Origin of the sequence: Jatrophihabitans lederbergiae (assembly GCF_031845305.1) — a bacterium.
Lineage (GTDB): Bacteria > Actinomycetota > Actinomycetes > Mycobacteriales > Jatrophihabitantaceae > Jatrophihabitans_A > Jatrophihabitans_A lederbergiae.
This window is the reverse complement of record NZ_JAVREH010000004.1, coordinates 78269-103163: the sequence shown is the minus strand read 5'-3', so window position 1 is coordinate 103163 and position 24895 is coordinate 78269. Positions and strand designations below refer to the sequence as shown.

Genomic DNA, 24895 nt, shown 5'->3' with positions numbered 1-24895 from the left:
TTTTGGCAATGTCCGGTATTCCCTCTTGTCAAGATATATTACAAGCTGTGTAGGATGTGCGTCACAGTCCTCTGCTACAGCAACGGCGAGGACCGGCGCGCGGAACAGCTCCTGGTCACCGGCGCCTGGCTCGACCCGCCCACCCCCTCCGTCCCCCCTGATAGGTAGGCCGATGAGACCAACCCCCGCATCTCCGCACGGTGCCGAACTGGCCCGCGCCGATTCCCGACGCCCGTACCGGCGTGCTCGCGTTCTGCTCGCCGGCCTGGCCGTCGCCATGGTCGCCAGCGTCGTCGGCGTGGTGCACACCGCGGCCCCCGCGGCCGCTGCCGGCACCCTGCTCTCGCAGGGCAAGGTCGCGACCGCGTCCTCGACCGAGAACGCCGGCGTCCCGGCCTCGGCAGCGGTCGACGGCGACACCACGACCACCCGCTGGTCGAGCACCTTCGCCGACCCGCAGTGGCTCCAGGTGGACCTCGGCGCGTCCGCGACGATCAGCCAGGTGACGCTGACGTGGGAGGCGGCCTACGGCAAGTCCTTCGAGATCCAGACCTCGGCCGACGCCAGCACCTGGACGTCGATCTACTCGACCACCACCGGAACCGGCGGCGTGCAGAACCTGACCGTGTCGGGCACCGGGCGCTACGTGCGGATGTACGGCACCGCCCGCGGCACCACCTACGGGTACTCGCTGTGGGAATTCCAGGTCTATGGCACCACCGGCACCACCGGCGGTACCTGTGGCACCACCAACGCGGCGCTCGGGCACCCCGCCACCGCCTCGTCCACCGAGGACGGTTCGGCGGCCTCTGCGGCCGGCAACGCCGTCGATGGCAACACCACCACGCGATGGTCCAGCACCTTCGCCGATCCGCAGTGGCTGCAGGTCGATCTCGGCTCGTCGCAATCGATCTGCGGCGTGTCGCTGAACTGGGAGGCCGCCTACGGCAAGTCCTTCCAGATCCAGACCTCGGCCGACGGCACCACCTGGACGTCGATCTACTCGACCACCACCGGAACCGGCGGCGTGCAGAACCTGACCGTCTCGGGCACCGGGCGCTACGTGCGCATGTACGGCACCGTGCGGGCCACCACCTACGGGTACTCCCTCTACGAATTCAGCGTGTTCACGACCGGCGGCGGTACCACGACGCCGCCTACGACGGGAGCGTGCCCGACCCAGTCGGACAATCCCAACTTCGGCTCGAACGTCCACATCTTCGACCCGTCGATGTCGAGCGCGACAATCCAGGCACAGCTGGACGCCGACTTCAACGCGCAGAAGGACACCAACACCGCGCAGTTCGCCAGCGGCCGGGTCGCCGAGCTGTTCAAGCCGGGCACCTACAGCGTCGCGGACAACGTGGGCTTCTACACCTCGGTCGCGGGCCTGGGTCAGAACCCCGATGACGTCACCATTAACGGCGACGTCACGGTCGATGCGTTCAACAGCTCCGACGCCGGCAACGCCACCCAGAACTTCTGGCGCTCGGTGGAGAACCTGGCGATCAACCCGTCCTCGGGCACCGATCGCTGGGCAGTGGCTCAGGCCGCGCCGTTCCGCCGGATCGACGTGCACGGCAACCTGAACCTGTACCCGGCCAGCTACGGCTGGGCGAGCGGCGGCTACATCGCCGACACCAAGGTCTCCGGCCAGGTCGCCTCGGCCTCGCAGCAGCAGTGGTACAGCCGTGACAGCAACTTCGGTAGCTGGAGCGGATCGAACTGGAACATGGTCTTCTCAGGGGTCAACGGCGCTCCGGCGCAGAGCTTCCCGAACCCGCCGATGACCACCCTGGCCACCACTCCGGTGTCCCGCGACGTGCCGTACCTGTACCTCGACTCGACCGGCAAGTACCGGGTCTTCCTCCCGTCCCTGCGCACCAACGCCTCGGGCCCGAGCTGGGCGAACGGCTCCACGCCGGGCACCTCGCTGCCGATGAGCCAGTTCTACGTGGTGAAGTCCGGCGACACCGCGACGACGATCAACCAGGCTCTGTCCAATGGTTGCAACCTGTTCTTCACCCCCGGCGTCTACCACGTGAGCCAGACGCTGAACGTGACGAAGGCCAACACCGTCGTCCTGGGCATCGGCATGCCGACGATCATCCCCGACAACGGCGTGAACGCCATGTCGGTCGCGGACGTCGACGGTGTCCGGCTCAAGGGCCTGCTCTTCGACGCCGGCACGACGAACTCGAACGCGCTGCTCACCGTGGGTGCCGCCGGGTCCAGCGCATCGCACGCGGCCAACCCGACCACGATCCAGGACGTGTTCTTCCGGATCGGTGGCGCTGGTGCCGGCAAGGCCACGAACAGCCTGATCGTGAACAGCAATGACAGCATCATCGATCACATCTGGGCGTGGCGCGCCGACCACGGCGCGGGCGTGGGCTGGACGACCAACACCGCGGACAACGGCCTGACCGTCAACGGCAACAACGTCCTCGCCACCGGCCTGTTCGTCGAGCACTACCAGAAGTACGAGGTCCAATGGAACGGCCAGAACGGCAAGACCATCTTTTTCCAGAACGAGATGCCCTACGACGTGCCGAACCAGGCCGCCTGGATGAGCACTCCGACGACGAATGGTTACGCCGCCTACAAGGTCGCCGACACGGTGACCACGCACGAGGCCTGGGGCGTGGGTAGCTACTGCTACTTCAACGTCAACACCTCGGTGAACGCCTACCACGCGTTCGAGGTCCCCAACACGGCCGGCGTGAAGCTGCACGACCTGCTGACCGTGTCCCTCGGCGGCAACGGCACGATCACCCACGTCATCAACGACACGGGTGCCACGGCACAGGGCAGCGCCACCGTTCCGGTGGATGTGGTGAGCTACCCGTAAGCCAGTACCCGTGGGGAGGCCTGAATACCCCTCGGGATCAGCTGAATACCTGAGCGCCGGCCGGACAGCAGCAGCTGCCCGGCCGGCGTTCTGCTTCTTCCGGCGGTTCTGCTTCTTCCGGCGGTGCGAACTTCGGATCGTCAGGGGTCGCGTTTACAGTGGTGGCCGTGGAGAACGCCCCGGTGCTGCTCGCCATCGACGGCAATTCCCTGGTGCACCGCAGCTTCCATGCCCAGGCCGGGTCGGGCCTGCGCTCGTCCGACGGCCGGCCGCTGTGGGCCATCCGGGGGCTGCTCACCCAGCTGGTCGCGGCCGCCGAGCGGATCGCCCCGGCCGCCATCGTGGTCGGCTTCGACGACGCGGCGGCGAGCCTGCGGCGGGAGCGATGGCCGCAGTACAAGGCCACCCGGACGGTCAAGCTGGAGACCCTGGTGTCCCAGCTCGACGGCGCGGCACAGGTGCTGCGCGAGATGGGCGTCGCCGTCGTCGTCCCGGACGGGCTCGAGGCCGATGACGTGCTGGCATCGGCGGCCCGGTTCGCGCCTACTGTCGGCGCTACCACGGTGATCATGACGTCGGACCGGGACTCCTTCGCACTGATCGATGAGCACACCAGGGTGCTCCGGATCATCAACGGCGGGGTCGACGCCTCGCCCATGCTCACCCCGGAGCGGCTCGTCACCCTGCTGGGCGTGCGGCCGCACCAGTACCGCGACTTCGCCGCCCTGCGCGGTGACCCGTCGGACAACCTTCCCGGCGTGCGGGGCATCGGTCCGAAGACCGCCGCGAAGCTGCTGACGGCGCTCGGCTCCGCGGCCGCGGCGTTCGAGGACCTGGCCGCCGGCGGCGCCCGGGTGGTGGCCGCGGTCGGCCAGGCCGTTGCCGACAAGCTAGCCGAACCCGCCGCCCGTGAGGCGTGGGCGCTGAACTGCCAGGTCATGCGGATGCACGCCAATCTCGACCTGGGGGTCCGGCTGGCCGGCGACGGCGCCGGCCAGCTGCCCCTGCAGCCGGATGCGGTGAGCCAGGCGTTCTCGGCGCACCAGCTCACCTGGACGGCGCCCAGTGCTCTGCAGGCGCTCTGCCACCAGGAGGCCCCGGAGCGACCGGTCCGGACGGCCTCGTGGACCGAGCGGGAGTTCAGCGGGGCCGCCCCAAGTCTCGGACACCGGCCCGGTCGACGGCACCCGCCGCTGCCTCCGCGCCAGACCGAGCGGCAGAAGGCCGCCGCCAAACGGCTGGCAGCGGCGAGCGCGCAACTGTCGCTCTTCGACTAGCCGGACCGGAGCAGTGGGGGCAGCGCGAGCTGGGTCAGTGCCGCTCGATGAGCGGCTCGATATCGGCCGCCGCGGCGCTCTGCATCAGCGGCGCCGCCGGAGCGCGGCCAGCACGAGCGCCACGACGACCGCACCCAGTGCCACCGGGGCCAGCCGCTTCGCCACGGCGGGTCCGGCCGAGCCGAGCAGGTCGATCGGTTCAACCTCGTCCATGGTCCGGCGGTGCTGCCCTCCCGATGCCGGCGATGGCAGCACCGCACTGTCGGACGGCGCAGGCACAGCACTGTCGGTCGGTGGCGGGCTCTCCACCAGGGGAGTGATCGGCGGCGCGGTCTCGCCGGACGCGGCTCCGATCGGGACCTCCTCGACCGGCGCGTCCACGACGGACATTTCCGCGGTCGGCAGGTCGTACACCGACGTCTCGGAGTCCGCGCCAACCGGGGCCGCCGATTGCTCCTGGGCGAAACTGGCGATGGCGACGTAGGACTCCGGATCGTCGGTGACCTCGTCCGAGGGGCCACCCAGGGCATCACCGGTCACGCCCGCACCGGTCACACCCACACTGGTCACCGCTGCATTGGATGAAGCGGCACTGGTCACGTCACCGCCGGCCAGCTTTCCGGCCAGGCAGTCGGCGAACTGACCGATCAGCTTGTTGCCGACGTCCACCATCACGCTGCGGCCGAACTGCGCCGGCTTGCCCGTGATGTTGAGGTCGGTCAGCACGGTGACCGCGGTGCCGGCACCGTCCGGTACCAGCGTCGCGGTGATGGTCGCCGTTGCCGTTCCGTTGCCGCGGGCGTCCTTGCCGCGGGCGTCGATGACCGTCCGATGCGCCACCGCGTCCTTCTCCACGAAGGTAGCCTTGCCTTTGTAGGTAAGCCCGATCGGTCCCAGTCGAACCTTCACCGTCCCGGTGAAATCGTCCCCGTCCACGGTGTCGATCGCCGCACCGGGCATGCATGGCGCGATCCGCTCGATGTCGAGCAGCACCTGCCAGGCCTGCTCGACACCGGCGGGCACGGTGAAGGTGTGTTCCAGCTGCACGAGTTCTCCGATCAGATTCCGGCCGCGGCGAGCACCGCTCGCCGGGTCAGCACGGTGGCCAGGTGATTACGGTAGTCGGCTTTGCCCGACAGGTCACTGGGTGCCGCTGTGCCGTCGGCGGCAACGGCGGCGGCGTCGGTCACCGCGCCGGCCACGGCATCGGCTCCGACGAGCGCCTGCTCGGTGGCCCGCGCCCGCAGCGGTGTCGGGCCCATGTTCGTCAGCCCGATCCTGGCCTCGGTGATGGTGCCGTAGGAGCGGTGCACCGCCGCCGCCACCGCCACGATCGACCAGGCCTGGGCGACCCGGTTCAGCTTCTCGTAATGAGTCGACCAGCCGTCCCCGAGCTTGGGAATCCGGGTCGCGGTCAGGATCTCGCCCGGTTCGAGCGCCGTCGTCAGGTAGTCGAGGAAGAAGTCCTGAGCCGCGATCGTCCGGGCGCCGTTCGGGCCCTGCGTCAGCAGTTGAGCGTCCAGGGTCAACGCCACCGCGGGTAAGTCACCGGCCGGGTCCGCGTGCGCCAGCGATCCGCCGAAGGTGCCGCGGTGGCGCACCTGCCGGTCGGCCACCGTCTCGGTGGCCTGCACCAGCAGCGGCGCGTGCCGCGTGACCAGCGGGTTGCCCAGTACGTCTGAGTGAGTGGTCATGGCACCGATCAGGATGGCGTCGCCCTCATCGGTGACGCCGGTGAGCTCGGTGATGCCGCCGAGGTCGATCACCAGCTCCGGATAGGCCAGCCGCAGCCGCAGGATCGGCAGCAACGACTGCCCACCGGCCAGGATCTTGGCGTCCTCACCGGCCGCGGTGTAGGCCTGGACCGCCTCGGCGATCGTGGCCGGCCGGACGTAGTCGAAGGGCGCGGGGATCACAGCTGACCTCCTTCAGAGGCAGTGCTGCCGTCGGACGTGGTTGTGGACGGACCGCCGTAGGCGACGGTGCCGCCGGGGGAGCGGTCGGCCTTCGCCGGCGCACCGGTCTCTGCGCCGTTGATGGCCCGCCACACCCGCTCGGGTGTGCACGGCATCTGAATGTCGTTGATGCCCCAGGGCCGCAGCGCGTCGATGATCCCGTTGACGATGGACGGGGTCGAGGCGATCGTGCCCGCCTCGCCCACGCCCTTGACCCCGAGCGGGTTGGTGGTGGACCTGCTCACCGTCCGGTCGGTGGTGAATGTCGGCAGGTCGGTCGCCGAGGGCAGCAGGTAGTCCACGAACGTCCCGGTGGTGAGATTGCCGTCGTCGTCATACACCGCCTCTTCGTACAGGGCCTGGGCAATGCCCTGGGCGAGGCCGCCGTGCACCTGGCCGTCGACGATCAGGGGGTTGATCACCTCGCCGATGTCGTCCACGCAGACGTACGTGCGGATGGTGGCGACGCCGGTCTCGGTATCGACCTCCATCGCACACAGGTGGGTGCCGTGCGGAAAGGAGAAGTTCTCCGGGTCGAAGGTGGCGTCGGCGTCCAGGCTCGGCTCCATGCCCTCGGGCAGGTCGTGCGCGGCGAAGGTGGCGAAGGCGATCTCCTGAATGCTCTTGCCGGTGCCGGGCGCGCCCTTGACGCTGAACGAGCCGCCGGAGAACTCCAGGTCGTCCTCGCTGGCCTCGAGCATGTGCGCGGCGATCCGGCGGGCCTTGGCGACCACCTTGTCGGCGGCCCGCACCACCGCGATGCCGCCGACGACAAGGGACCGCGAGCCGTAGGTGTCCATGCCCTTCGGCGAGGACTGGGTGTCGCCGTGGATCACCTCGACGTCCTCGAACGGCACGCCGAGCTGGTCGGCGACGATCTGGCTCCACGCCGTCTCGTGACCCTGGCCGTGCGCGCTGACGCCGGTGACGACCTCGACCTTGCCGGTGGCCAGCACCCGGATGGAGGCGTTCTCCCAGCCGCCGGCGGCGTAATCGAGTGAGCCCAGGACGCGGGACGGGGCCAGGCCGCACATCTCGGTGAACGTGGAGATGCCCAGGCCGAGCTGCACCGGGTTGCCCTCGGCCCGGCGCTGAGCCTGTTCGGCGACCAGGTCGTCCCAGCCGATCAGCTCCAGCGCGCGATCGGTCGCGGCCTCGTAGTTGCCGCTGTCATAGGTCAGGCCGCAGACCGTGGTGAACGGGAACTCCTCGTGCCGAATCCAGTTCTTGCGCCGCAGTTCCAGGCGGTCCATGCCGAGCTCGGTCGCCAGCTCGTCCATGATCCGCTCGATGGCGAAGGTCGCCTCGGGACGGCCGGCGCCGCGGTAGGCATCGGTCGGCGTCTTGTTCGTGAACACGCCCTCGCAGGTGAACCGATAGGCGTCGAACTTGTAGATGCTGTTGAACATGAACGCGCCGAGCACCGGCACGCCGGGCGTGATCAGCCGCAGGTAGGCGCCCATGTCGGCGTACAGGTGCACGTCCAGGCCGGTCACCGTGCCGTCCCGCTTGGCGGTGATGGTGATGTCCTGGATCTGGTCACGGCCGTGGTGCCCGCTCATCAGCGACTCCGACCGCGACTCGGTGTACTTCGCGGGCTTGCCGAGCTTGCGGGCGACGAGAGCGGTGATCACCTCTTCCGGGGTGACCTGGAGTTTGCCGCCGAACCCGCCGCCGACATCGGGCGCGATGACCCGGATCTTGTGCTCGCCGATGCCGAGGGTGAGCGCCAGCATGGTGCGCAGGATGTGGGGCACCTGGGTCGCCGACCACATCACGAAGCCGTCGCCGTTGGGCTGGACGACGGTGGACCGGGGCTCCATGAACGCCGGGATCAGCCGCTGCTGGAGAAACCGGCGGCTCAGCGTGACCTCGGCCTGGCTCACCACCTCGTCGATCGCCGCTCCGGTGCCGGCCGTGCCCGAGTCGAAGACCCAGGTGAACGAGCGGTTGGACTGGGTGTTGTCGTGCACCAGCTGTGCGTCCGGGGCCAGTGCGGCCTCCATGTCCAGCACCACGGACAGCTGCTCGTAGTCGACGTCGATGGCCTCGAGGGCGTCCTGCGCCGCGGTCTTGTCGCGGGCGACCACCACGGCCACCGCCTCGCCGACGTAGTTCACCTGCTCGACCGCCAGGCTCGGGCTGCCGGGGTTGACCATGTCCGGGCTCACCGGCCACGCGCAGGGGATGTTGCCCTGGGTCTCGGCGAAGTCGCGCCCGGTGTAGGCGGCGATCACGCCGGGACGGGTGAGTGCCTCGGACACGTCGATTGCGGTGATCCGGGCGTGTGCCATCGGGCTGCGCAGGATGGCCAGGTGCAGCATGCCCGGCAGCGTCATGTTGTCGGTCCAGGTGGTGCGACCGGTGATCAGGTGGGCGTCCTCCTTGCGGCGCCGGGACTTGCCGACTTCGAGCGCGGGGACGTCCTCGGCCGCGGGACGGTCTTCGATGGTGGTCACGCTGAGGCCTCCACTGCATTCGGGGCGGGGATGAGCGCGGCCGGCGGGTCGCCGGCTGAGGCCTGGGCATCAGTTGCTGTCTGAGCCGACATAGCGGCGCCGGCGGCCTGCACGGCGGCGACGATGTTCTGGTAGCCGGTGCACCGGCACAGGTTGCCCTCGATACCCTCGCGAACCTCCTCGTCGCTGGGGTTCGGGTTCTCGCGGAGCAGGTCGCACGCCGCGAGCATCATGCCCGGGGTGCAGAAGCCGCACTGCAGGGCGTGCTTGTCGTGGAAGGCCTGCTGGATGGGATGCAGCGTGCCGTCGGCCGCGGCGAGCCCCTCGACCGTGGTCACCGCCGCGCCCTCGGCCTGCACGGTGAGTACCGAGCAGCTCTTGACGCTCTTGCCATCCATCAGGACGGTGCACGAGCCGCAGTTGCTGGTGTCGCAGCCGATCACCGTGCCGATCTTGCCCAGCCGCTCGCGCAGATACTGCACCAGCAGCAACCTCGGCTCCACATCGTCGGAATACGCGACCCCGTCCACCGTCACGCTGACCCGTGTCATGAAACCTCCAGCAGAACTCGTTGTAATGAGGATCACAGACAAGCCTCAAACGGCTGTGGGCGCAAGCCGCAATTTCGTCGCAGGCGTTTCAGCCCACGCTCAGCGGACCTGGATGGTCGACGTGGATGGGGCCGGCGGTGACGCGGAGTGGTTCACCGGTGCCGCCCCACCGCGCCGCGATGATCTCCGCGGCGATCGAGACCGCTGTCTCTTCAGGGGTGCGGGCGCCGATGTCCACGCCGATCGGGGCGTGCAGGCGAGCGAGTTCGTCCTCGCTGAAACCCAGCTCGCGCAGCCGGCTGAGCCGGTCGTCGTTCGTGCGGCGGGAGCCCATCGCACCGACGTAGGCCAGCGGCATCCGCAACGCCAGTTCGAGCAGCGGCACGTCGAACTTCGGGTCGTGGGTGAGCAGGCAGATCACGGTCCGCTCATCCACCTCGGTACCGGCCAGGTACCGGTGCGGCCACTCGACGACGACCTCGTCGGCGTCCGGGAACCGCTTGCGGGTGGCGAAGATCGGCCGGGCGTCGCATACGGTGACCCGGTAGCCGAGGAAACTGCCGATCCGGGCAACTGCCGAGGCGAAGTCGATGGCGCCGAACACGATCAGCCGCGGCCGGGGCGCGTACGCGGCCACGAAGACGCCGATGTCATCGAGCCGGCGCTCACCGTGCGGGCCGTACCGGATCACGCCGGTCCGGCCCTGGGCCAGCAGGCCGAGGGCGTCGTCGCGGACGGCGTCGTCCAGCCGCTCCGAGCCGAGAGTGCCGGACGCACCGGCGGGACGGACCACCAGCCGCCGGCCGCGCTGGCCCTCGGGAGCGTCCACCACCGTGGCCACCGCAACCGGCCGGCCGGCCTGGATATCGGTTGCGATGTCACCCAGCTCCGGATAGCTCTGGGGCCCGATCCGCTCCACGAAGATGTCGATGATCCCGCCGCAGGTCAGGCCGACCGCGAAGGCATCGTCATCGCTCACGCCGTAGCGCTGCAGTACCGGTACGCCACCAGCGCGCACCTCGGTCGCCAGCTCGTACACCGCGCCCTCGACGCAGCCGCCGGACACGCTGCCCGCGGCGGTGCCGTCCGGACCCACCAGCATCGACGCGCCGGGCTGGCGTGGCGCCGAACTCCAGGTGGACACCACGGTGCCGATCCCGACCTCGGCCCCGGACTCCCACCAGCGCAGCAGATCGGCGAGCACGTCACGCATGGGCAATCACCTCGACCAGTTCTTCCAGCGCCGCGAAGCTGTGCCCGGCGACGAGGACGTCGATGTGGGGCAGTGCGGCGACCATACCGCCGGTGCTCGGCGCGAAGCCGTCCTTGCCCTTGTGCGGGTTCACCCAGATGACCGCGTGCGCCAGCCTGGCCAGCCGCGCCAGCTGGCTTCCCAGCTCCGCCGGATCGCCGCGCTCCCAGCCGTCCGAGCACAGCACCGCCACCGCGCCCCGGGCCACCCCGCGCTGGCCCCAGCGGTCCAGGAACGCCTTCAGCGCGTCGCCCAGCCTCGTCCCACCGCTCCAGTCCGGCACCGCCCGCCCTGCCGCGGCGAGCGCCCGGTCGGGGTCGCGCGCCCGCAGCTCCCGGGTGATCCGGGTCAGCCAGGTACCGACGGTGAATACCTCGGTGTTCAGGGGCGCGGACCGTACCGCCGCGTGGGCGAAGCGCAGCAGTGAATCGGCGTACGGAGCCATCGAACCGCTGACGTCGAGAAGCAGCACCAGCCGACGGGGTTTCGTGCGCCGGCGCCGGCGGAGCAGCTCGCTCGCCTCACCGCCCTGGCGCAGCATCTGCCGGACGGTGCGGTCCAGGTCCACCCGGCCCCGGTGGGCGCGGGTGTACCGGGGCGACCGGCGCCCGGCCAGCCGCGGGGCGAGCAGCGCGAACAGCCGCCGCAATTGCTCCCGCTCCGGCTCGGTGAGGGTGGCCACGTCCTTGTGGCGCAGTACCTCGTGCCGGCTGGCCTGGACCGCGAAGGTGGGCGACTCCTCGTCGGAATCCGCGCCCTGGGCCGCGGTATCGACCTCGAACGGCGCGGCCTGCAGCACGGACGGCGGCGTCTGGGTGGTCCGGCCGCCGCGCTCGTCCGTGCCGCCGAAATAGAGCGCGAAGGCGGAGTCATACCTCGGTAGGTCGTCCGGGTCGGCGCACAGCGTCAACCGACCGGCCCAGTACACCTGCGCGGGATCGAGGACGTCCAGGTGTGCCACCGCGCCGAGCATCGCCTGTACCCGCTGGGGGCTGGCGGGCACCCCCGCGTGACGCAACGTTCGGGCGAATCCCGTGACCGTGTCGATGAAATCTCGATCCGGGGCGGCAGCTCTCCCGGTGGCCGGCATCACCGGACCGCTGATCCGGCCAGCTCCGCCAGTACCGTGTCCCGGATTCGGACGGAGTCCTCCTGGTACTTGAGCACCGCGCCGAGGGTGGCGGCCGCCCGCTCCGGATCGAGGCTGCGCGCGCCCAGCAGGTGCAGCGCCTGTGCCCAGTCGATCGTCTCCGCGACCCCGGGTGGCTTGAGCAGGTCGGCCTCGCGCATCCGGCGGACCGCCCCGGCGACCTCGCGTGCCAGCCGCTCGGTGATGTCGGGCAGCCGGCCGCGCAGGATCGCGACTTCGCGGTCGAAGGACGGGTGCGCCACCCAGTGGTAGAGGCAGCGCCGCTTCAGCGCGTCGTGTACCTCGCGGGTCCGGTTCGAGGTGAGGACGACCAGCGGCGGTGTCTCGGCGCGGATCGTCCCGATCTCGGGGATCGTCACGGAGTTGTCGGACAGCACCTCGAGCAGGAAGGCCTCGAACTCGTCGTCGGCACGGTCGATCTCGTCGATGAGCAGCACGGACGGGGAGTGCTCGATCGCCCGGAGGATCGGCCGCGCGATCAGAAAGCGGCGGTCATAGAGCGCGTGCTCCAGTTGCGCGGCGTCGGTCGCGATGGCAGCCGATTCGGCGGCGCGCAGGTGTAGCAGTTGGCGCGGGAAGTCCCAGTCGTACAGCGCCTGCGAGGCGTCGATGCCCTCATAGCACTGCAACCTGACCAACTCGGCCCCGGTGACCTGGGCGAGTGCCTGCGCGAGGCTCGTCTTGCCGACCCCGGCGTCGCCCTCCAGAAACAGCGGCCGGCCCATCTTCAGCGCCAGGTACGCGGCGGTGGCCAGGCCCTCGTCGGACAGGTATCCGGTGCGTTGCAGTGCGGCGGCCAGCGCGGACGGGTCGGCTGGGTCTGCCCGGTGGGCTGGGCCGCTGCCAGGTGATGCAGTGTCCGGTGATGCGCTGTCAGGTAATGCCATGCCAACAGCATGGACTGCCGCCCGTCCGCATGCCATGGAAGCGGCTGTGTCATGGGCCGCCGAAACCCAGGCGGCTGTGTCATGGGCCGCCGAAACCCAGGCGGCTGTGTCATGGGCCGCCGAAACCCAGGCGGCTGTGTCATGGGGCGCCGAAACCCAGGCGGCTACGGTATCGGGATGGAGCCCGTCTACTCGTCCGTCATCACCATCGCCCGCGGTGTGTTCGCGCTGCAGGGGCTCAAGTTCACGCTCAGCGGCGCCGAGAACGTTCCCCGCACCGGCGGCGCCGTGATGGCGATCAACCACACCGGCTATATGGACTTCACCTACGCCGGGCTCGCGGCGCAGCCGTCCGGGCGGTTGGTCCGCTTCATGGCCAAGGATCAGGTGTTCACCCACAAGATCAGCGGCCCGTTGATGCGCGGCATGCGCCACATCCCGGTCGACCGGGACGCAGGCGCCGCCTCGTTCCGTGCTGCCGTCCAGGCGCTCAAGAGCGGGGAGATCGTCGGCGTCTTTCCCGAGGCCACCATCTCGCGGTCCTTCGAGCTCAAGGAATTCAAGAGCGGCACCGTCCGGATGGCGGTGTCGGCCGGCGTGCCGATCCTGCCGACGGTGATCTGGGGCTCGCAGCGAGTCTGGACCAAGGATCATCCCAAGCGGCTCGGCCGTACCGGCGTGCCGATCTTCCTGAGCGTGGGGGCGCCGATCACGGCCACCCGCAAGGACGATTCGGAGGAGGTCACCAACCGGCTGCGGCACGCGATGACCGAGCTGCTGCACGCGGCGCAGGCCGGCTACCCGCCGCTGACCGGCGACGATCTGACCTTCCTGCCGGCCCGGCTCGGCGGTACGGCCCCCACGCCCGAGCGAGCGCAGCAGCTGGATGAGGAAGAGGCCGTCGCGCGCGCCGCCCGACGGGCCGCCAAGGCCGGGCACTGACGGCGGTTGAGCGCTAAACTCAGCGGGTCAGATTGGATTGACCCATCACACGCATAACCACACGCGCCACCGTTCGGGTGCTGCTCTTAATTTGCCTTATCCTCGCCCCGCTCGGCGCCGGATTCAGCGCGATCGTCGTCGCGCCGCCCGCGAAGCTCACCGATATCGGTCTGGACGGCCTCAGCGCCCAGATCGATCTGCGGATCGGCGACAATACCGTCCAGGTCGACTCGGGATTGCTCGGTGGCCTTCGCAAGGCCGGCCCGACGGTGTTCGGCAAGCCGGTCGGACTCGAAATCAAGCCGAATGACCTGGACCTGGCGCTCTTCCAGTCCAATGGCTCACTCGATCCCGCGACCATCGACGTCGCCGGTCACCTGTTCGCTGATCCGCAAGCCCGCCGAGCAGAGATCGACAAGGTCGCCGCCGCGGTGGTCCGGCACTACGGCGGTATCGGTTTCGGTGCGATGTACCTGGTCGCGATGCTCGAAATCTTCGGCTATGTCTACGTCAAATATCGCCGCCGGACGCTGGCCGCGGTGACTCCGGAGGTCCGGGCCCAGCTGTGGGCCGACCGCCGGCTGGAACGGGGCGTGGCGACAACGGTGGCGGTGCTGGCGTTGGTGGCGGTGCTCGTCCCGGCCGGCTACGGCCTGTCGCCGCTGTCCAACCACGACGTGTCGATCAGGCCGGACGCCGAACTGAATCGGACGTTCCTCTCGGGTTGGCAGCTCACCGGGCCGTTCAAGTCCCTGTTCACACAGGCAGTGAACAGCGTCGACTCGCTGAGCAAGTCCGAGCAGGCCTTCTACGACAAGGTGGCTGCGAACCGCGACCAGGAATACCTGGCGCACTACGGCGCGGACACGCTGGAAAAGAATCCGGACGTGGTGCGGCTCATGGTGCTCGATGACCTGCAGGGCACCAGCGGCATGGCCCGGACGGTCGCCGAGTCGGCGCAGCGGGTGAGCGCCGACGCCATCGTGAACCTCGGCGACCTCACCGCCACCGGCACCCAGCAAGAGGCGTACCTCTCGTACCTGAAGAGCTATACCGTCGAGGTGCTCGCGCGTTACGCGGGCGACATCCCCGTGTACAGCTCGCTCGGGCGCCACGACACCCCCGCAGTCGCGGCGTACGCCAAGAAGGTGCACATCACCGTCGCGGACGGCGGCAAGCAGAAGATCGCGGGCGCCGAGTTCGTCGGTGCCAACAGCCCGTACATCGTCAACTTCGGCGACGCCGCCGAGCTGATCGATCCCGACGTCACGATCGACACGGTGGCGGCCAAACTGCGCGACACCGCCTGCGCCGACAAGCCGCTGGCGGTGTTCACCCACGACAAGGAACTGCTGGACCCGGTCACCACCAGTGGCTGCGTGCCGATCGTGATAGGCGGTCACGATTACACCGGCATGCCGAGCCAGAACGTGACGACACCGGACGGCATCACCCGCAAGATCATCCTCGGCAGCACCGGCGGGCACGGTGACGGCGACGGTCTCGGCGGGTTGTCGACGCCCCGCAACAACGCGCCGTTCGTGCTGCTCAGCATCGACAAGAAGACCGGCTCGGTGACCGTGGACACGACGACCGTGCACCCGGATGCCTCGGTCACCATGCAGACCACGACGCTGGCGCCGCTGCCCGCCGGCGACCTGTCCCGGCTGAGCTGACTCATAACGGCGGAGCTGACCTATACGGCGTCCCGCTGCTCGTTCGTCCCGGCTCCCGGTGCCTGTCGCGAGGCGCCCGGTTCCGCGATGGAGGCCAGCCAGCGGTTGTAGTCCTGCAACCGCAGCTCGTCCTCGTCGAAATCGCGGTCGGGGTCCTGGCCGGGCGGCGTGTACGAGGCGCCGGTGTGCTCGCTGAACACCCCCTGGCGGGCCTGCTCCAGCCAGCCGCCGCGGTCCCGCTGGCGCAGTTCGGGGCGCCCCAGCCACTCAAGTGCCATCAGCACCATCACCGCGGCCATCAACCCGTCCCCGCCGACCCACATGATGGCGCCACCGGTGCGGGTGTCGGACAGCGTGTTCACCGCCAGGCCGGGAACGCTGGTCATGGTGATCGGCCGGGCCGACATCAGCAGGATCACGCCGGTGAAGGTGTCCACCGCCATCGACACCGCGACGAGCAGCCAGCGTGCCGGCGTGCCCAGCTGCCACCGGATGGGTTCGTTGCCGAGGACGACGGTGAAGAACTGCATCCCGATCACCACGTACACCAGGTGCTCGACCTGGCCGATCCACGGCGACACCATGATCTTGTCCATCAGACCGGTCAGGTGACTGCCGACGATGACGGCCGTGTAGCAGGCCAGCGCGATCGGCGGCGCGGTCATCAGCGACACCACCGGCCCGGTCAGCAACCGGCTGATCCGCTCGCGCCGCCGGCCCTGGCTGGTTTCGACGAGCAGCGTCAGCGGACGGCCGTACGCGAGCAGCGCGGGCGCCAGCATGACCAGCATCAGGTGCCCGATCATGTGCGCGGTGAACAGTGCCATGTCGTAGACGGCGATGCTGGAGTTGGTGGCCAGCACGCAGACTCCGATACCGGCCAGGAACGACACCGTGCGGGACACCGGCCAGCTCGATTCCGGGTCGTACCGGCGTAGCGCGGTAACGCCACCGACGTACAGCACGGTCGGCACGGCCAGTACGGCGAGCGCGATCGCGTCCAGGTGCCACTGGGTGAACAGCGCCCGGCCGAGCAGCGGCGGCAGGCTGGTCGACGCTCCGGTGCGGCACCACGAGAGGGGCAGCACCGGCAGTTGCGGCGAGGTCAGGTGGCGGACGACGGCATAGCCGAGCACCGCTATGACCGCCAGCGCGGTTACCACGGAGAACACCGTGAGCCCCCGGAATCCGGTCGCCGGCCGGTGCTGCTCCGACGTACCCGTACTCATCTGCCCACCCCGTCATCCATTGCCTGTACCAGCCCTCATGTGCCCAGCAGTGTCTCGCCGACCCAGCCGCCCCGAGTGGCGCCCGGGGGGATCGCGAACACGGCCGACGCCTCGTGCCGGATGAACCTGCGCAGCGCGTCAGAGCCGGCCAGCCGCCGCTGAATCGGCGTGAACGCCTGTTCAGGGTCCACCTGGAACGCCTGGAAGAACAAACCCGCGTCGGGCTGGCCGTCGGCGCGGAACCCGTCGTCGAAGGAGTACCCCCGCCGCAGCATCGTCGCACCGGCATTGTTGGCCGGATGGGCCAGCCGGACGTGCGCGTTGGTCGCGATGGCGAGCGCTCCGCTGCGATCGCGGGCCGTGAACTCGGGGGCGGTGTGCTCGTCGCCGCCGCTCAGCGGCGCGCCAGTGCTCAGGCTGCGGCCGATGACGTGTTCCTTAAACGCGGTTGGCTGCTCTTGCCAGCTGTCGAGCAGCATCCGGATCCGGCGGGTCACCAGGTACGTGCCGTCGGCCATCCAACCGGGGGAGGCGCCCTGGGAGGGCAACCACACCGCGATCTCGAGCCGGGAACCGGTGGGATTGTCGGTGCCGTCGAGCTGGCCCATCAGGTTGCGCGGGGTGGCACCGGCGTCCCGCGAGGCGGCGGCACTGGGCAGGAAGCCGTTCTGGGACCAGCGCAGTCGCAACGGCCCGCGGGCCAGGACCACCAGGGCGCGGGCTACCGACGAGACCACCTGCGGGTCCCCGGAACACACCTGGATCGCGAGGTCACCATCGCCGCGGGCCGGATCGAGGGCATCTCCAGGAAGGGCTGGCAGTGGGTTGAGCGCCGGCGGAACCGGCTTGCCGGCCGCTCGCAGCAGGCCCGCTCCGAACCCGAAGGTGATTGTCAGCCCGGCCGGCGCCAGGTTCTCTGTCACGGCGCCCTGCTCGGGTAGCCAGTGACCTGCCATCATCGCCGCCGCCGCACCGCTCAGCCGCGTCATCACCTTCGCGAGCGCGCCGCCACGGCGACCGGCGTCCGTGAGGTCGAAGGTCAGGAAGCGGAGCTGTGCCGGCGCGCGGTCCGTCACCCCGGGCTGGTGTCGGCCGTAGAACTCGATCGGGTCACTGGCGGTCGAGGCTTCGGCCGCGCCACTCAGCGGGTTGGGGTTTCGTGCTGCCGAGCCTGGTCCGCTCGGATCGGCGGCCGCGCGCTCAGCCAGTGTTCCGGCCACTCCTCCCACGGCGACGCCGCCGGTGACCAGGCCTGCTCGGCGCAGAAAGGCGCGACGATCGAGTCCTCGGCGCTCGTCAGGTGGCTGATTCGAGCCCCGCTGATTCGACGCCATGTCAGGCCTTGTTCTCGGCGAGCAGCGCCAGGTCGTGGGCGTAGTCCGCGGCCGGAGTGCCCTCGACATAGGCGTACCGGGCCGTGCCGTCCAGGCCGAAGGCGAGGACCTGGGCGCCGTGCTCGACCTCGTACGTCCCGTCGGGCTCTGCGCGGGGAGCCTTCAGCGGCACCCCGACCTGCTCGGCGGCCGCGTAGATGGCTGCCTGGTCGCCGGTCAGCCCGACGAAGGAAGGGTTGAAGTGCGACAGCCAGCGCTTGATCACCGCGGGGTTGTCGCGGGTGGAGTCGGAGGTGACGAACACGACCGTGACCTTGGCACGCGTCGCGGCGGGAAGGGAGCGGACGGCGAGTGCGAGGTCGGCCATGGTCGTGGGGCAGACGTCCGGGCAGAAGGTGTAGCCGAAGTAGAGCAAGGTGACCCGGCCCGCCGTTCTCGCGCGCAGGTCGTAGCTCTTCGACGCGGTGTCGGTGAGCACCAGCTCCGGCTTGGCGATCGGGCCTGCGAGCCGGACGGCGCGCACGCCGGTCGCCGCCGCGGCGGGTACAGCGGAGTTGCCGGTGCTCTGCCCGCACCCGGTCAACCCGAGGGTGGCCATGACCAGCACCGCTGCGGAGACGAGCAGCCTGACAATGCTCATCCGGAGCGACTCCTCTCGATGGGTGCCCGGCCGCCTGGGCCGAATTCGGGAACTGGGTGGTGCGAGTGCTCTGTGCCCATCGTATTGAGCGGTGCCGACAACTCTGTGCCGGCCGAGCGCTCGCCGGCGTCTGTTACCGTTTTTTTGTGAGCTATGACGGGTCTCCGGACCTGGAGACACCTGTGGTGCCGAGCACGCCCACCTCCTCTCCCGCCGGACGGGTTCGCAACACCCGGCAGGCCGGTGCTGTCGAGGCCGTGCTCCGTGCCGCGGACGGCTTTCGCACCGCGCAGGAACTGTTCGCGGAGTTGCGCCGGCGCGGCGACCGGATCGGGCTCACGACGGTCTACCGGCATCTGAGCACGCTGGCCGAGCAGGGCGCCGTCGATGTGGTGCACAACGGCGAGGGGGAGTCGCAGTACCGGCTGTGCGGCGTGAGTCAGGGGTCCGCCGATCAGCCGGATGCTCACCACCATCACGTCGTGTGCCGGCAGTGCGGGCGCAGCGTCGAGGTCAGCGGGCCGGAGGTCGAGGCGTGGGCCGCGCGGGTGGCGGCTGCCGCCGGTTTCACCGAGGTGACCCATACCCTCGAGGTGTTCGGGCTGTGCCCGGAACACTCGGCCTGACTTCGTCCGCTCGGTAGCTGTCGCAAGTTTGACCGACCAACGCTGCTGCTCGTCAACCCTCAACTGGAAGTGCGGCGACGAACCGCGACCGGAACCGCTCACGCCGGCGGCGCCCGACCGCGACGAGGGCAGCGAGGGCGTACTCCGCGGTGGCGCAGGCCATGATGGTGAAGCTCGGTGGCAGCCGAGGCGCGGCGTAGGCGAGCCCCAGGCCCACCCACATGGCCAGCACCGCGAGGGCGCCGGCAAGCACCAGGGCACGCCACGGGCGGTCGGTCAGCCGCTGCGCCGCGGCGGCCGGTGCGGCGAGTAGCCCGAAGAGCAGGAGCGCACCGACCGCCTGGCTGGCCTCCGCGGCGGTGGCTCCGACGATGCCGAGGAACAGCGGGCCGAGCAGCCGGACCGGGACGCCGGCCGCCGCTGCCACCGCCGGGTCGAGGCTGGCGAACAGCAGCGGACGCGCGATGACCAGCAGCGCCGCGATCAGGACCCCGGCGACCACCGCGGCGACGACGGCCGACCCGGAGCTGATGCCGAAGATCGAACCGAAGAGCACGTTCACGTTCGCCGTGCCGTTGCCGGTGCTGGAATGCGTGGTGTACAGCGCGAGAAAGAAGACCCCGAGCCCGAGCACCCAGGCGAACGTGGTGCCGATGACGACGTCGTCCGCGGCTCCCCGGCCGCCCAGCAGTCCGAGAACCACTCCGACGGCGATGGTCGAGGCGAACAGGCCGAAGCGCAGGTCCACCCCCGCCGCCAGGGCCGCCAGCGCTCCGGCGTACGCGACATGGGACAGCGCATCGCCGGCGAACACCTGGCCGCGCAGCACCACGAAGTAGCCGACCAGGCCCGAGAGCAGGGCGATCGCGGTGCCGGCCAGCAGCGCGTGCTGCAGGAACGGCTGCGAGAGCATGTTGGCGAGCCCGGTGACCGGGTTGCTCGCCAGCAGAACCGTCACCGCGGCTCTCCGGCAGCGACCGCGTCAGATATCCCACTACCGCCGAGCGTCCCCGAGTCGGCGCCCAGCTGCCCCGGGTCGGAGAGGTGACGCCGGCCGAACCCGCCCCGTCGATCCGCCAGGGACCGGTACCCGGTGGCGAGCAGGAACGCGGCGAACGCCAGGCTGGTCACCCAGAATCCGATCGGGTACGGCGAGAAGAAGGCGATGCCCTCACCGAGCCAGGTGACCGCCACCGCTATCAGCACCGAGCAGGCGAGCCCGGCGGCCGGGCGCGCGGTGAGCCGGCTCGCGGTCGCGGCCGGTGCCACCAGCAGCGCGAATACCAGCAGGCTGCCGGTCACCTGGCTCGTCCCGGCGGCGGCGACGCCCAGCAGGACGAGGAACGCGGCATTCACCAGCCGCACCGGCACGCCCCGAGCGCGGGCAATGTCCGGGTCGACGCTTGCGAACAGCAGCGGACGGCCGAGCAGCACCAGCGCCAGCAGGCAGCCTGCGGCCGCCACCAGCAGCACCAGCACCTGGTTGTCCGAGATACCCGTGATCGAGCCGAACAGCAGGTTGTTGAGGCCGCTGAGAAAGCCGTTGTACAGGCTGACGAACAGAAAGCCGCAGGCCAGCGCGAAGGCCTGCACCGTGCCGATGACCGCCGACTCCTCGCCGTAGCCCCCGAGCCCGGACGTGGACCGGCCGGAGGTCGGCAGCGCGGCGATGACCAGGGCGGCCGCCACGCAGAAGCCGAAGTAGCCGAACTGGGTGCTCACCCCCAGCCAGGTCGCGCCGGCCGCGCCGGGAAAGCCGATGATCGCCAGGCTGTGCCCGGCGAAGCTCTGCCGGCGCAGCACCATGAAGTAGCCGATCGCGCCGGCCACCACGGCGACGATGGTGCCGGCCCGCAGCGCGTTGAGCATGAAGTGATAGCTCAGCAGCTGGTAGACGTCGTCCACCAGGTTCCAGCTGAACCCCGTCATGGCCGGTGATCCGGACGGCTGTCGGGCTGGCCGACCACGACGAGCCGGCCGGCCCGGTCCCGCAGCACCTCGATCGGCGTGCCGTACAGCATGGTCAGGGTCTCGGCGGTGATCACGTCCTCGGGAGTTCCCATCACCGCACCGCCCCGCGCCAGGTAGATGACCTGGTCCAGGTAGGGCAGGATCGGGTTCACATCATGCGCCACCAGCAGCACCGCGACGTTCTGGCTGCGGCAGACAGACTGGATCAGCGCGCTCACCGACGCCTGGTTGGTGACGTCGAGGCTGTCCAGCGGCTCGTCCAGGATCAGCAGCTCCGGACGGCGGATCAACGCCTGGGCGATCAGCAGGCGCTGCTGCTCACCACCGGAGCACTGGCCGATCGGCTGGTCGGCGTAGCTTTCCGCGCCGACGAGCCGGATCACCTCGCGGACCCGGTCGCGCGCGTTGCGGCCGCGAGCGCCGCTGAGCCGATCCGGTAGCGGGGTGCCCCAGCGGTCGCCGTCCCAACCGAGCCGGACGATGTCGGCGCCCCGTACCCGGGTGGTGGGGTCGAACGCCCGCCGTTGCGGAAGGTAGCCGATCCGGGAGTTGTGCTGGCCGGGACGACCGCCGAGGACGCGGATCCGGCCGGAGGTGACGGGGCTCAATCCGAGCAGAGCCTTGAGCAGGGTCGACTTGCCGACCCCGTTCGGTCCCAGCACGGCCACGAACTCACCTGCCCGTACCCGCAGGCTGACCTCGGACCAGATGGCGCGGCCGCCCACGGAGCCGGCGACCCGGTCCAGGAACAGCACTTCGGGCGGCTCACCCGGCCGGGTGACCGCGTCCGAGGTGGCGCTCACCGCCCGGTCGCCTGTCGCAACGCCGATTCCAGGGACCGCAGCTGTGCCGACTGCCAGTCCTGAAAGCGCGCGCCGACCGGCGTCAGCGTCTCGGTCACGGTGGTCACGGCTATCCCGGCCTTCTTCGCGGCAGCCACCTGGGCCGTGACGTCCGGGGTGGAATTCTGGCTGTTGAAGACGTACACCTTGATCTTCTTTCCGGTGAGCTGCGCGTCCACCGCCGCCTTGTCGGCGGCCGAGGGGTCGGTGCCCTCGCTGATCGCCTTCAGGAAGCTGGGCGGTGTGACGAGCTTGAGACTGAGCGCCTCGGCCAGCGGGGCCAGGATGCTCTCGCTCGCGCCGATCGGGGTGCCCGCGTACCGGCTCTTGATCTCAGCGATCAGCCGGTGGTACTCGGCGAGACCGGTCCGGTCGAAGTCGGTACGCCGGCGGTCGAAGTACGCTGCATCCTCGGGATCGGTCTTCTTCAGCGCCGAGGTGATGGCATCGGCGACCTTCTCGACATCGCCGGGGGAGTACCACCGATGGGGATTGCCGCCCTCGGGCACTCCCACCACGGTTCCCACGTCCACCACCGTGCGCGCAGGCTCGGGATTGGCAGCCACCGACTTGGCAGCCCAGCTGTCGTACCCGACGCCGTTCTCGACGAATACCCGGGACTCCGCGATGGTCCGGCTGTCCGCGGGCGTCGGCTGGTAGTCGTGCGGGTCGGTGGCCGGACTGGCGATGATCGAGGCGGCGGAAACGTGCGCGCCGCCCAGCTGCGCGAGAATGCTGCCCCAGGCATTGATGCTGGCGGCGACCGGCACAACCTTGCCGACACCGTTACTCGTTCTTATCGGCTGCGGCGAGGTGGCGCAGCCGGCGCAGACGGCGATCGCCATCCCGGCCAGCAGCATGGGCGCCACCTGGTGGTGCGGACGCAGGCGCATCTGCTCTCCTCGGGTCGAAGCGACTAGGTCCGCTCCATAATGACATTGATTTCCAATATCGTTTGACCCGGGGTGCGCCGTGCCGAGCTACCGCGAGTCGCCCTCGGCCAGATAGGAGAGCCGGCGCAGTGATTCGCGGTTGCGGGCGGCCAGCGCCCGGTGCCGGATCGCCGTGGGAATCGCCTTGCCAGGACCCGATACGAAGTCCTCGCGCATCCGGATCTCGGTGCCGCGGTCGCCATCGAGCTCCACGAGCTCGAGTTCCACCAGGGACTCACCGAGCGGACGGGTGCGCGCCATCAGCCGCAGCAACCGCTCGGGCTCGGACTGCTCGACCTTGGTCTCGTCGTCGAGAAGGACCGGCCAGCTGCCGACGGAGTGATGGATCTTCGCCTCGACATTCGGCCACGGGCCTTCGACGGCTCGGATGCGGGACGCTCCGACGACCCAGCTGGCGTACAGCCAGCCGTCGGCGAGCACGGCCCAGACCTGGTGTCGCGGTGCTCTGGTCTGCCACGTTATTTCGATCACCCGTCCCACCCTAATGATCGCCGGCCGAGATGGGGACTATTGCCGGCTTGCCATCCGCACTCGCCATCCGCAGCAGTAGTTCGACAGCCGGCTGACGGCATGCAGACGGCGCTCGATCCGCTTCCCGCGCCCACAGGTTAGGGTCGGAGAGGTTGAGTAACCAGCTTCCCGGCGAATCGCCGGCCGAACGGGTGCAGGTATGGAGATCGAGCCTCGATGAGCAGCTCAGCGGACGGTGCGTCACAGCAGGCACCCATCGGCGATTACGACTTCGTCGTCGTGGCGAATCGGCTACCCCTTGACCGGGTCGAAGAGCCCAACGGCGAGGTCAGCTGGCGGCGCAGTCCCGGTGGCCTGGTCAGCGCGCTGGAGCCGGTGATGCGCGGCACCAGCGGCGCATGGGTCGGCTGGACCGGTTCCGCCGACGAAGCGCCCGAGCCACTGGACGAGGCCGACATGCATCTCGTGCCGGTCGCGCTGTCCGAGGACGAGGTCCGGAACTACTACGAGGGCTTCTCCAACGCCACGCTGTGGCCGCTGTACCACGATGTCATCGCTACACCGGAGTTCCACCGCGCCTGGTGGGAGGCGTACGTGGCGGTGAACCGGCGCTTCGCCGAAGCCGCCGCACAGCAGGCCGGGACCGGCGCGTCGGTGTGGGTGCAGGACTACCAGCTGCAACTGGTACCGGGCATGCTCCGGGAGCGCCGTCCTGATCTGCGCATCGGCTTCTTCAACCACATCCCGTTTCCTGGCTACGAGATCTTCGCCCAGCTGCCCTGGCGCCGTCAGATCGTCCAGGGACTGCTCGGCGCCGACCTGCTCGGCTTTCAGCGCCAGGGCGACGCAACGAACTTCCTGCGGGCCTGCCGGCGGGCGGCCGGCCTGACTACCAAGGGCTCGCTGGTCCGGGTTCCCCGCGGCAAACCGGGCGAGCCCGATCCGTTCGACAGCCCCATCCGCGGTGGCCGCTCCGGCCGCTCGGGATCGGGCGAGAACCCCGAGGCGGCGGACGACCGGCTGGTTCGGGCAGCGGCGTTTCCGATCTCGATCGACTCGGCGGCCTTCGAGGAGATCGCCCGCCGCCCCGAGGTCAAGGAGCGGTCGGCCGAGATCCGCGCGGCGCTGGGCCAGCCGGAGGTGGTGCTGCTCGGAGTCGATCGGCTCGATTACACCAAGGGAATCCTGCACCGGCTGAAGGCCTACGGCGAGGTGCTGGCCGACGGCCGGCTGTCCTCCCCGGAGGCGGTGCTGGTGCTCGTGGCCAGTCCCAGCCGGGAGCGGGTCGCGCAGTACCAGCTGCTCCGCGACGAGGTCGAGGTCACGGTCGGCCGCATCAACGGTGACTACGGCGAGGTCGGCAGCGCGCCGGTGCACTACCTGCACCAGTCCTACCCGCCGGAAGAGATGGCCGCGCTGTACCTGGCTGCCGACGTCATGCTGGTCACCTCGCTGCGGGACGGCATGAACCTGGTGGCCAAGGAGTACGTGGCGTGCCGCTACGAAGAGACCGGGGCGCTGGTGCTGAGCGAATTCACCGGCGCCGCCGACGAGCTCGGCAGCGCCTTCGTGGTGAATCCGCATGACATCGACGGCCTGAAGGATGCGATCACCCGAGCGGCGAAGATCGCCCCGGCGGAGGCTCGCCGCAGAATGCGCTCGATGCGACGGCGGGTGCGCGAGTACGACGTCGCGCGCTGGGCCGGCACCTTCCTGGACGCGCTGGGCAGGGAGCCGAACGCCGGTCAGCTTGCCGAGCAGACTTCACAGCACAGTTCTCAACCCGACAGAGACGCTGAGCCGACAGCCGTCCATCCCTCTCAGTGACA

The 24895-nt window shown here is 69.8% G+C and carries 21 protein-coding genes; 6 read left to right on the top strand and 15 right to left on the bottom strand.

The genetic code is table 11. From position 1 onward, the window contains the following. Positions 1-277: 277 nt before the first annotated feature. Both RM423_RS04580 and RM423_RS04575 read left to right on the top strand, forming a co-directional pair. Positions 278-2851, top strand: coding sequence for a galactose-binding domain-containing protein (locus RM423_RS04580; protein WP_396327597.1), 2574 nt, complete (start codon positions 278-280; stop codon positions 2849-2851). A 167-nt stretch (positions 2852-3018) separates the two neighbouring features. After that, complete coding sequence (locus RM423_RS04575) at positions 3019-4128, top strand: 5'-3' exonuclease (RefSeq protein ID WP_311421819.1); 1110 nt, start codon at positions 3019-3021, stop codon at positions 4126-4128. Between the two features lie 84 nt (positions 4129-4212). Here the strand turns inward: RM423_RS04575 and RM423_RS04570 are convergent, their stop codons facing one another. The 7 genes from RM423_RS04570 to RM423_RS04540 all read right to left on the bottom strand — a co-directional run bounded on the left by RM423_RS04570 (position 4213) and on the right by RM423_RS04540 (position 12382). Continuing rightward, positions 4213-5175 (bottom strand): SRPBCC family protein, encoded by a 963-nt coding sequence (locus RM423_RS04570; protein ID WP_311421818.1) that lies wholly within the window; start codon positions 5173-5175, stop codon positions 4213-4215. A gap of 11 nt (positions 5176-5186) precedes the next feature. Then, the gene (locus RM423_RS04565; protein ID WP_311421817.1) at positions 5187-6044 is read right to left on the bottom strand and encodes an FAD binding domain-containing protein; all 858 of its coding nucleotides are present in this window, start codon (positions 6042-6044) and stop codon (positions 5187-5189) included. After that, complete coding sequence (locus tag RM423_RS04560; RefSeq protein ID WP_311421816.1) at positions 6041-8542, bottom strand: xanthine dehydrogenase family protein molybdopterin-binding subunit; 2502 nt, start codon at positions 8540-8542, stop codon at positions 6041-6043. The genes RM423_RS04565 and RM423_RS04560 overlap by 4 nt, the downstream gene beginning before the upstream one ends. Further along, the gene (locus tag RM423_RS04555; RefSeq protein WP_311421815.1) at positions 8539-9093 is read right to left on the bottom strand and encodes a (2Fe-2S)-binding protein; all 555 of its coding nucleotides are present in this window, start codon (positions 9091-9093) and stop codon (positions 8539-8541) included. The genes RM423_RS04560 and RM423_RS04555 overlap by 4 nt, the downstream gene beginning before the upstream one ends. Before the next feature lie 88 nt (positions 9094-9181). Further along, positions 9182-10306: an XdhC family protein gene (locus tag RM423_RS04550; RefSeq protein ID WP_311421814.1), complete on the bottom strand. Its 1125-nt coding sequence runs from the start codon at positions 10304-10306 to the stop codon at positions 9182-9184. After that, positions 10299-11435, bottom strand: a complete 1137-nt coding sequence (locus tag RM423_RS04545) for a vWA domain-containing protein (RefSeq protein ID WP_311421813.1) — start codon at positions 11433-11435, stop codon at positions 10299-10301. The genes RM423_RS04550 and RM423_RS04545 overlap by 8 nt, the downstream gene beginning before the upstream one ends. Beyond that, positions 11435-12382, bottom strand: coding sequence for an AAA family ATPase (locus tag RM423_RS04540; RefSeq protein ID WP_311421812.1), 948 nt, complete (start codon positions 12380-12382; stop codon positions 11435-11437). The genes RM423_RS04545 and RM423_RS04540 overlap by 1 nt, the downstream gene beginning before the upstream one ends. 177 nt (positions 12383-12559) lie before the next feature. Between RM423_RS04540 and RM423_RS04535 the strand changes: the two genes are divergently transcribed. Beyond that, positions 12560-13324 carry a lysophospholipid acyltransferase family protein gene (locus RM423_RS04535; protein WP_311421811.1) on the top strand — a complete coding sequence of 255 codons (765 nt, stop codon included), beginning with the start codon at positions 12560-12562 and terminating at the stop codon, positions 13322-13324. Positions 13325-13401: 77 nt separating this feature from the next. Continuing rightward, positions 13402-15000, top strand: coding sequence for a metallophosphoesterase family protein (locus RM423_RS04530; RefSeq protein WP_311421810.1), 1599 nt, complete (start codon positions 13402-13404; stop codon positions 14998-15000). Between the two features lie 20 nt (positions 15001-15020). On the opposite strand, the gene RM423_RS04525 is transcribed toward RM423_RS04530, so the two are convergent. From RM423_RS04525 to RM423_RS04515, 3 genes are read right to left on the bottom strand one after another with little or no spacing between them, the layout of a single operon-like run. Beyond that, positions 15021-16229, bottom strand: coding sequence for a cytochrome c oxidase assembly protein (locus tag RM423_RS04525; RefSeq protein WP_311421809.1), 1209 nt, complete (start codon positions 16227-16229; stop codon positions 15021-15023). A gap of 35 nt (positions 16230-16264) precedes the next feature. After that, the gene (locus RM423_RS04520) at positions 16265-17563 is read right to left on the bottom strand and encodes a Dyp-type peroxidase (protein WP_311421808.1); all 1299 of its coding nucleotides are present in this window, start codon (positions 17561-17563) and stop codon (positions 16265-16267) included. A 1-nt stretch (position 17564) separates the two neighbouring features. Continuing rightward, on the bottom strand, positions 17565-18203 hold the full coding sequence (locus RM423_RS04515) for an SCO family protein (RefSeq protein WP_311421807.1): 639 nt from the start codon (positions 18201-18203) through the stop codon (positions 17565-17567). Between the two features lie 146 nt (positions 18204-18349). On the opposite strand from RM423_RS04515, the gene RM423_RS04510 reads away from it, so the two are divergent. Then, on the top strand, positions 18350-18829 hold the full coding sequence (locus tag RM423_RS04510) for a Fur family transcriptional regulator (RefSeq protein WP_311421806.1): 480 nt from the start codon (positions 18350-18352) through the stop codon (positions 18827-18829). Between the two features lie 52 nt (positions 18830-18881). Here RM423_RS04510 and RM423_RS04505 read toward each other — a convergent pair whose 3' ends face one another. The 5 genes from RM423_RS04505 to RM423_RS04485 all read right to left on the bottom strand — a co-directional run bounded on the left by RM423_RS04505 (position 18882) and on the right by RM423_RS04485 (position 23066). Further along, positions 18882-19742 (bottom strand): metal ABC transporter permease, encoded by an 861-nt coding sequence (locus RM423_RS04505; RefSeq protein ID WP_396327596.1) that lies wholly within the window; start codon positions 19740-19742, stop codon positions 18882-18884. 41 nt (positions 19743-19783) lie between these two features. Next, complete coding sequence (locus tag RM423_RS04500; protein ID WP_311421804.1) at positions 19784-20758, bottom strand: metal ABC transporter permease; 975 nt, start codon at positions 20756-20758, stop codon at positions 19784-19786. Continuing rightward, positions 20755-21603, bottom strand: coding sequence for a metal ABC transporter ATP-binding protein (locus RM423_RS04495; protein ID WP_311421803.1), 849 nt, complete (start codon positions 21601-21603; stop codon positions 20755-20757). Before RM423_RS04495 ends, RM423_RS04500 begins: the two co-directional genes overlap by 4 nt. After that, positions 21600-22535: a metal ABC transporter solute-binding protein, Zn/Mn family gene (locus RM423_RS04490; RefSeq protein WP_311421802.1), complete on the bottom strand. Its 936-nt coding sequence runs from the start codon at positions 22533-22535 to the stop codon at positions 21600-21602. Before RM423_RS04490 ends, RM423_RS04495 begins: the two co-directional genes overlap by 4 nt. Before the next feature lie 87 nt (positions 22536-22622). Next, positions 22623-23066, bottom strand: a complete 444-nt coding sequence (locus RM423_RS04485; RefSeq protein WP_311421801.1) for an SRPBCC family protein — start codon at positions 23064-23066, stop codon at positions 22623-22625. A 216-nt stretch (positions 23067-23282) separates the two neighbouring features. On the opposite strand from RM423_RS04485, the gene RM423_RS04480 reads away from it, so the two are divergent. Next, entirely contained in the window at positions 23283-24893 is a 1611-nt protein-coding gene (locus RM423_RS04480) for an alpha,alpha-trehalose-phosphate synthase (UDP-forming) (protein ID WP_311421800.1), read from the top strand. Positions 24894-24895 lie beyond the last annotated feature (2 nt).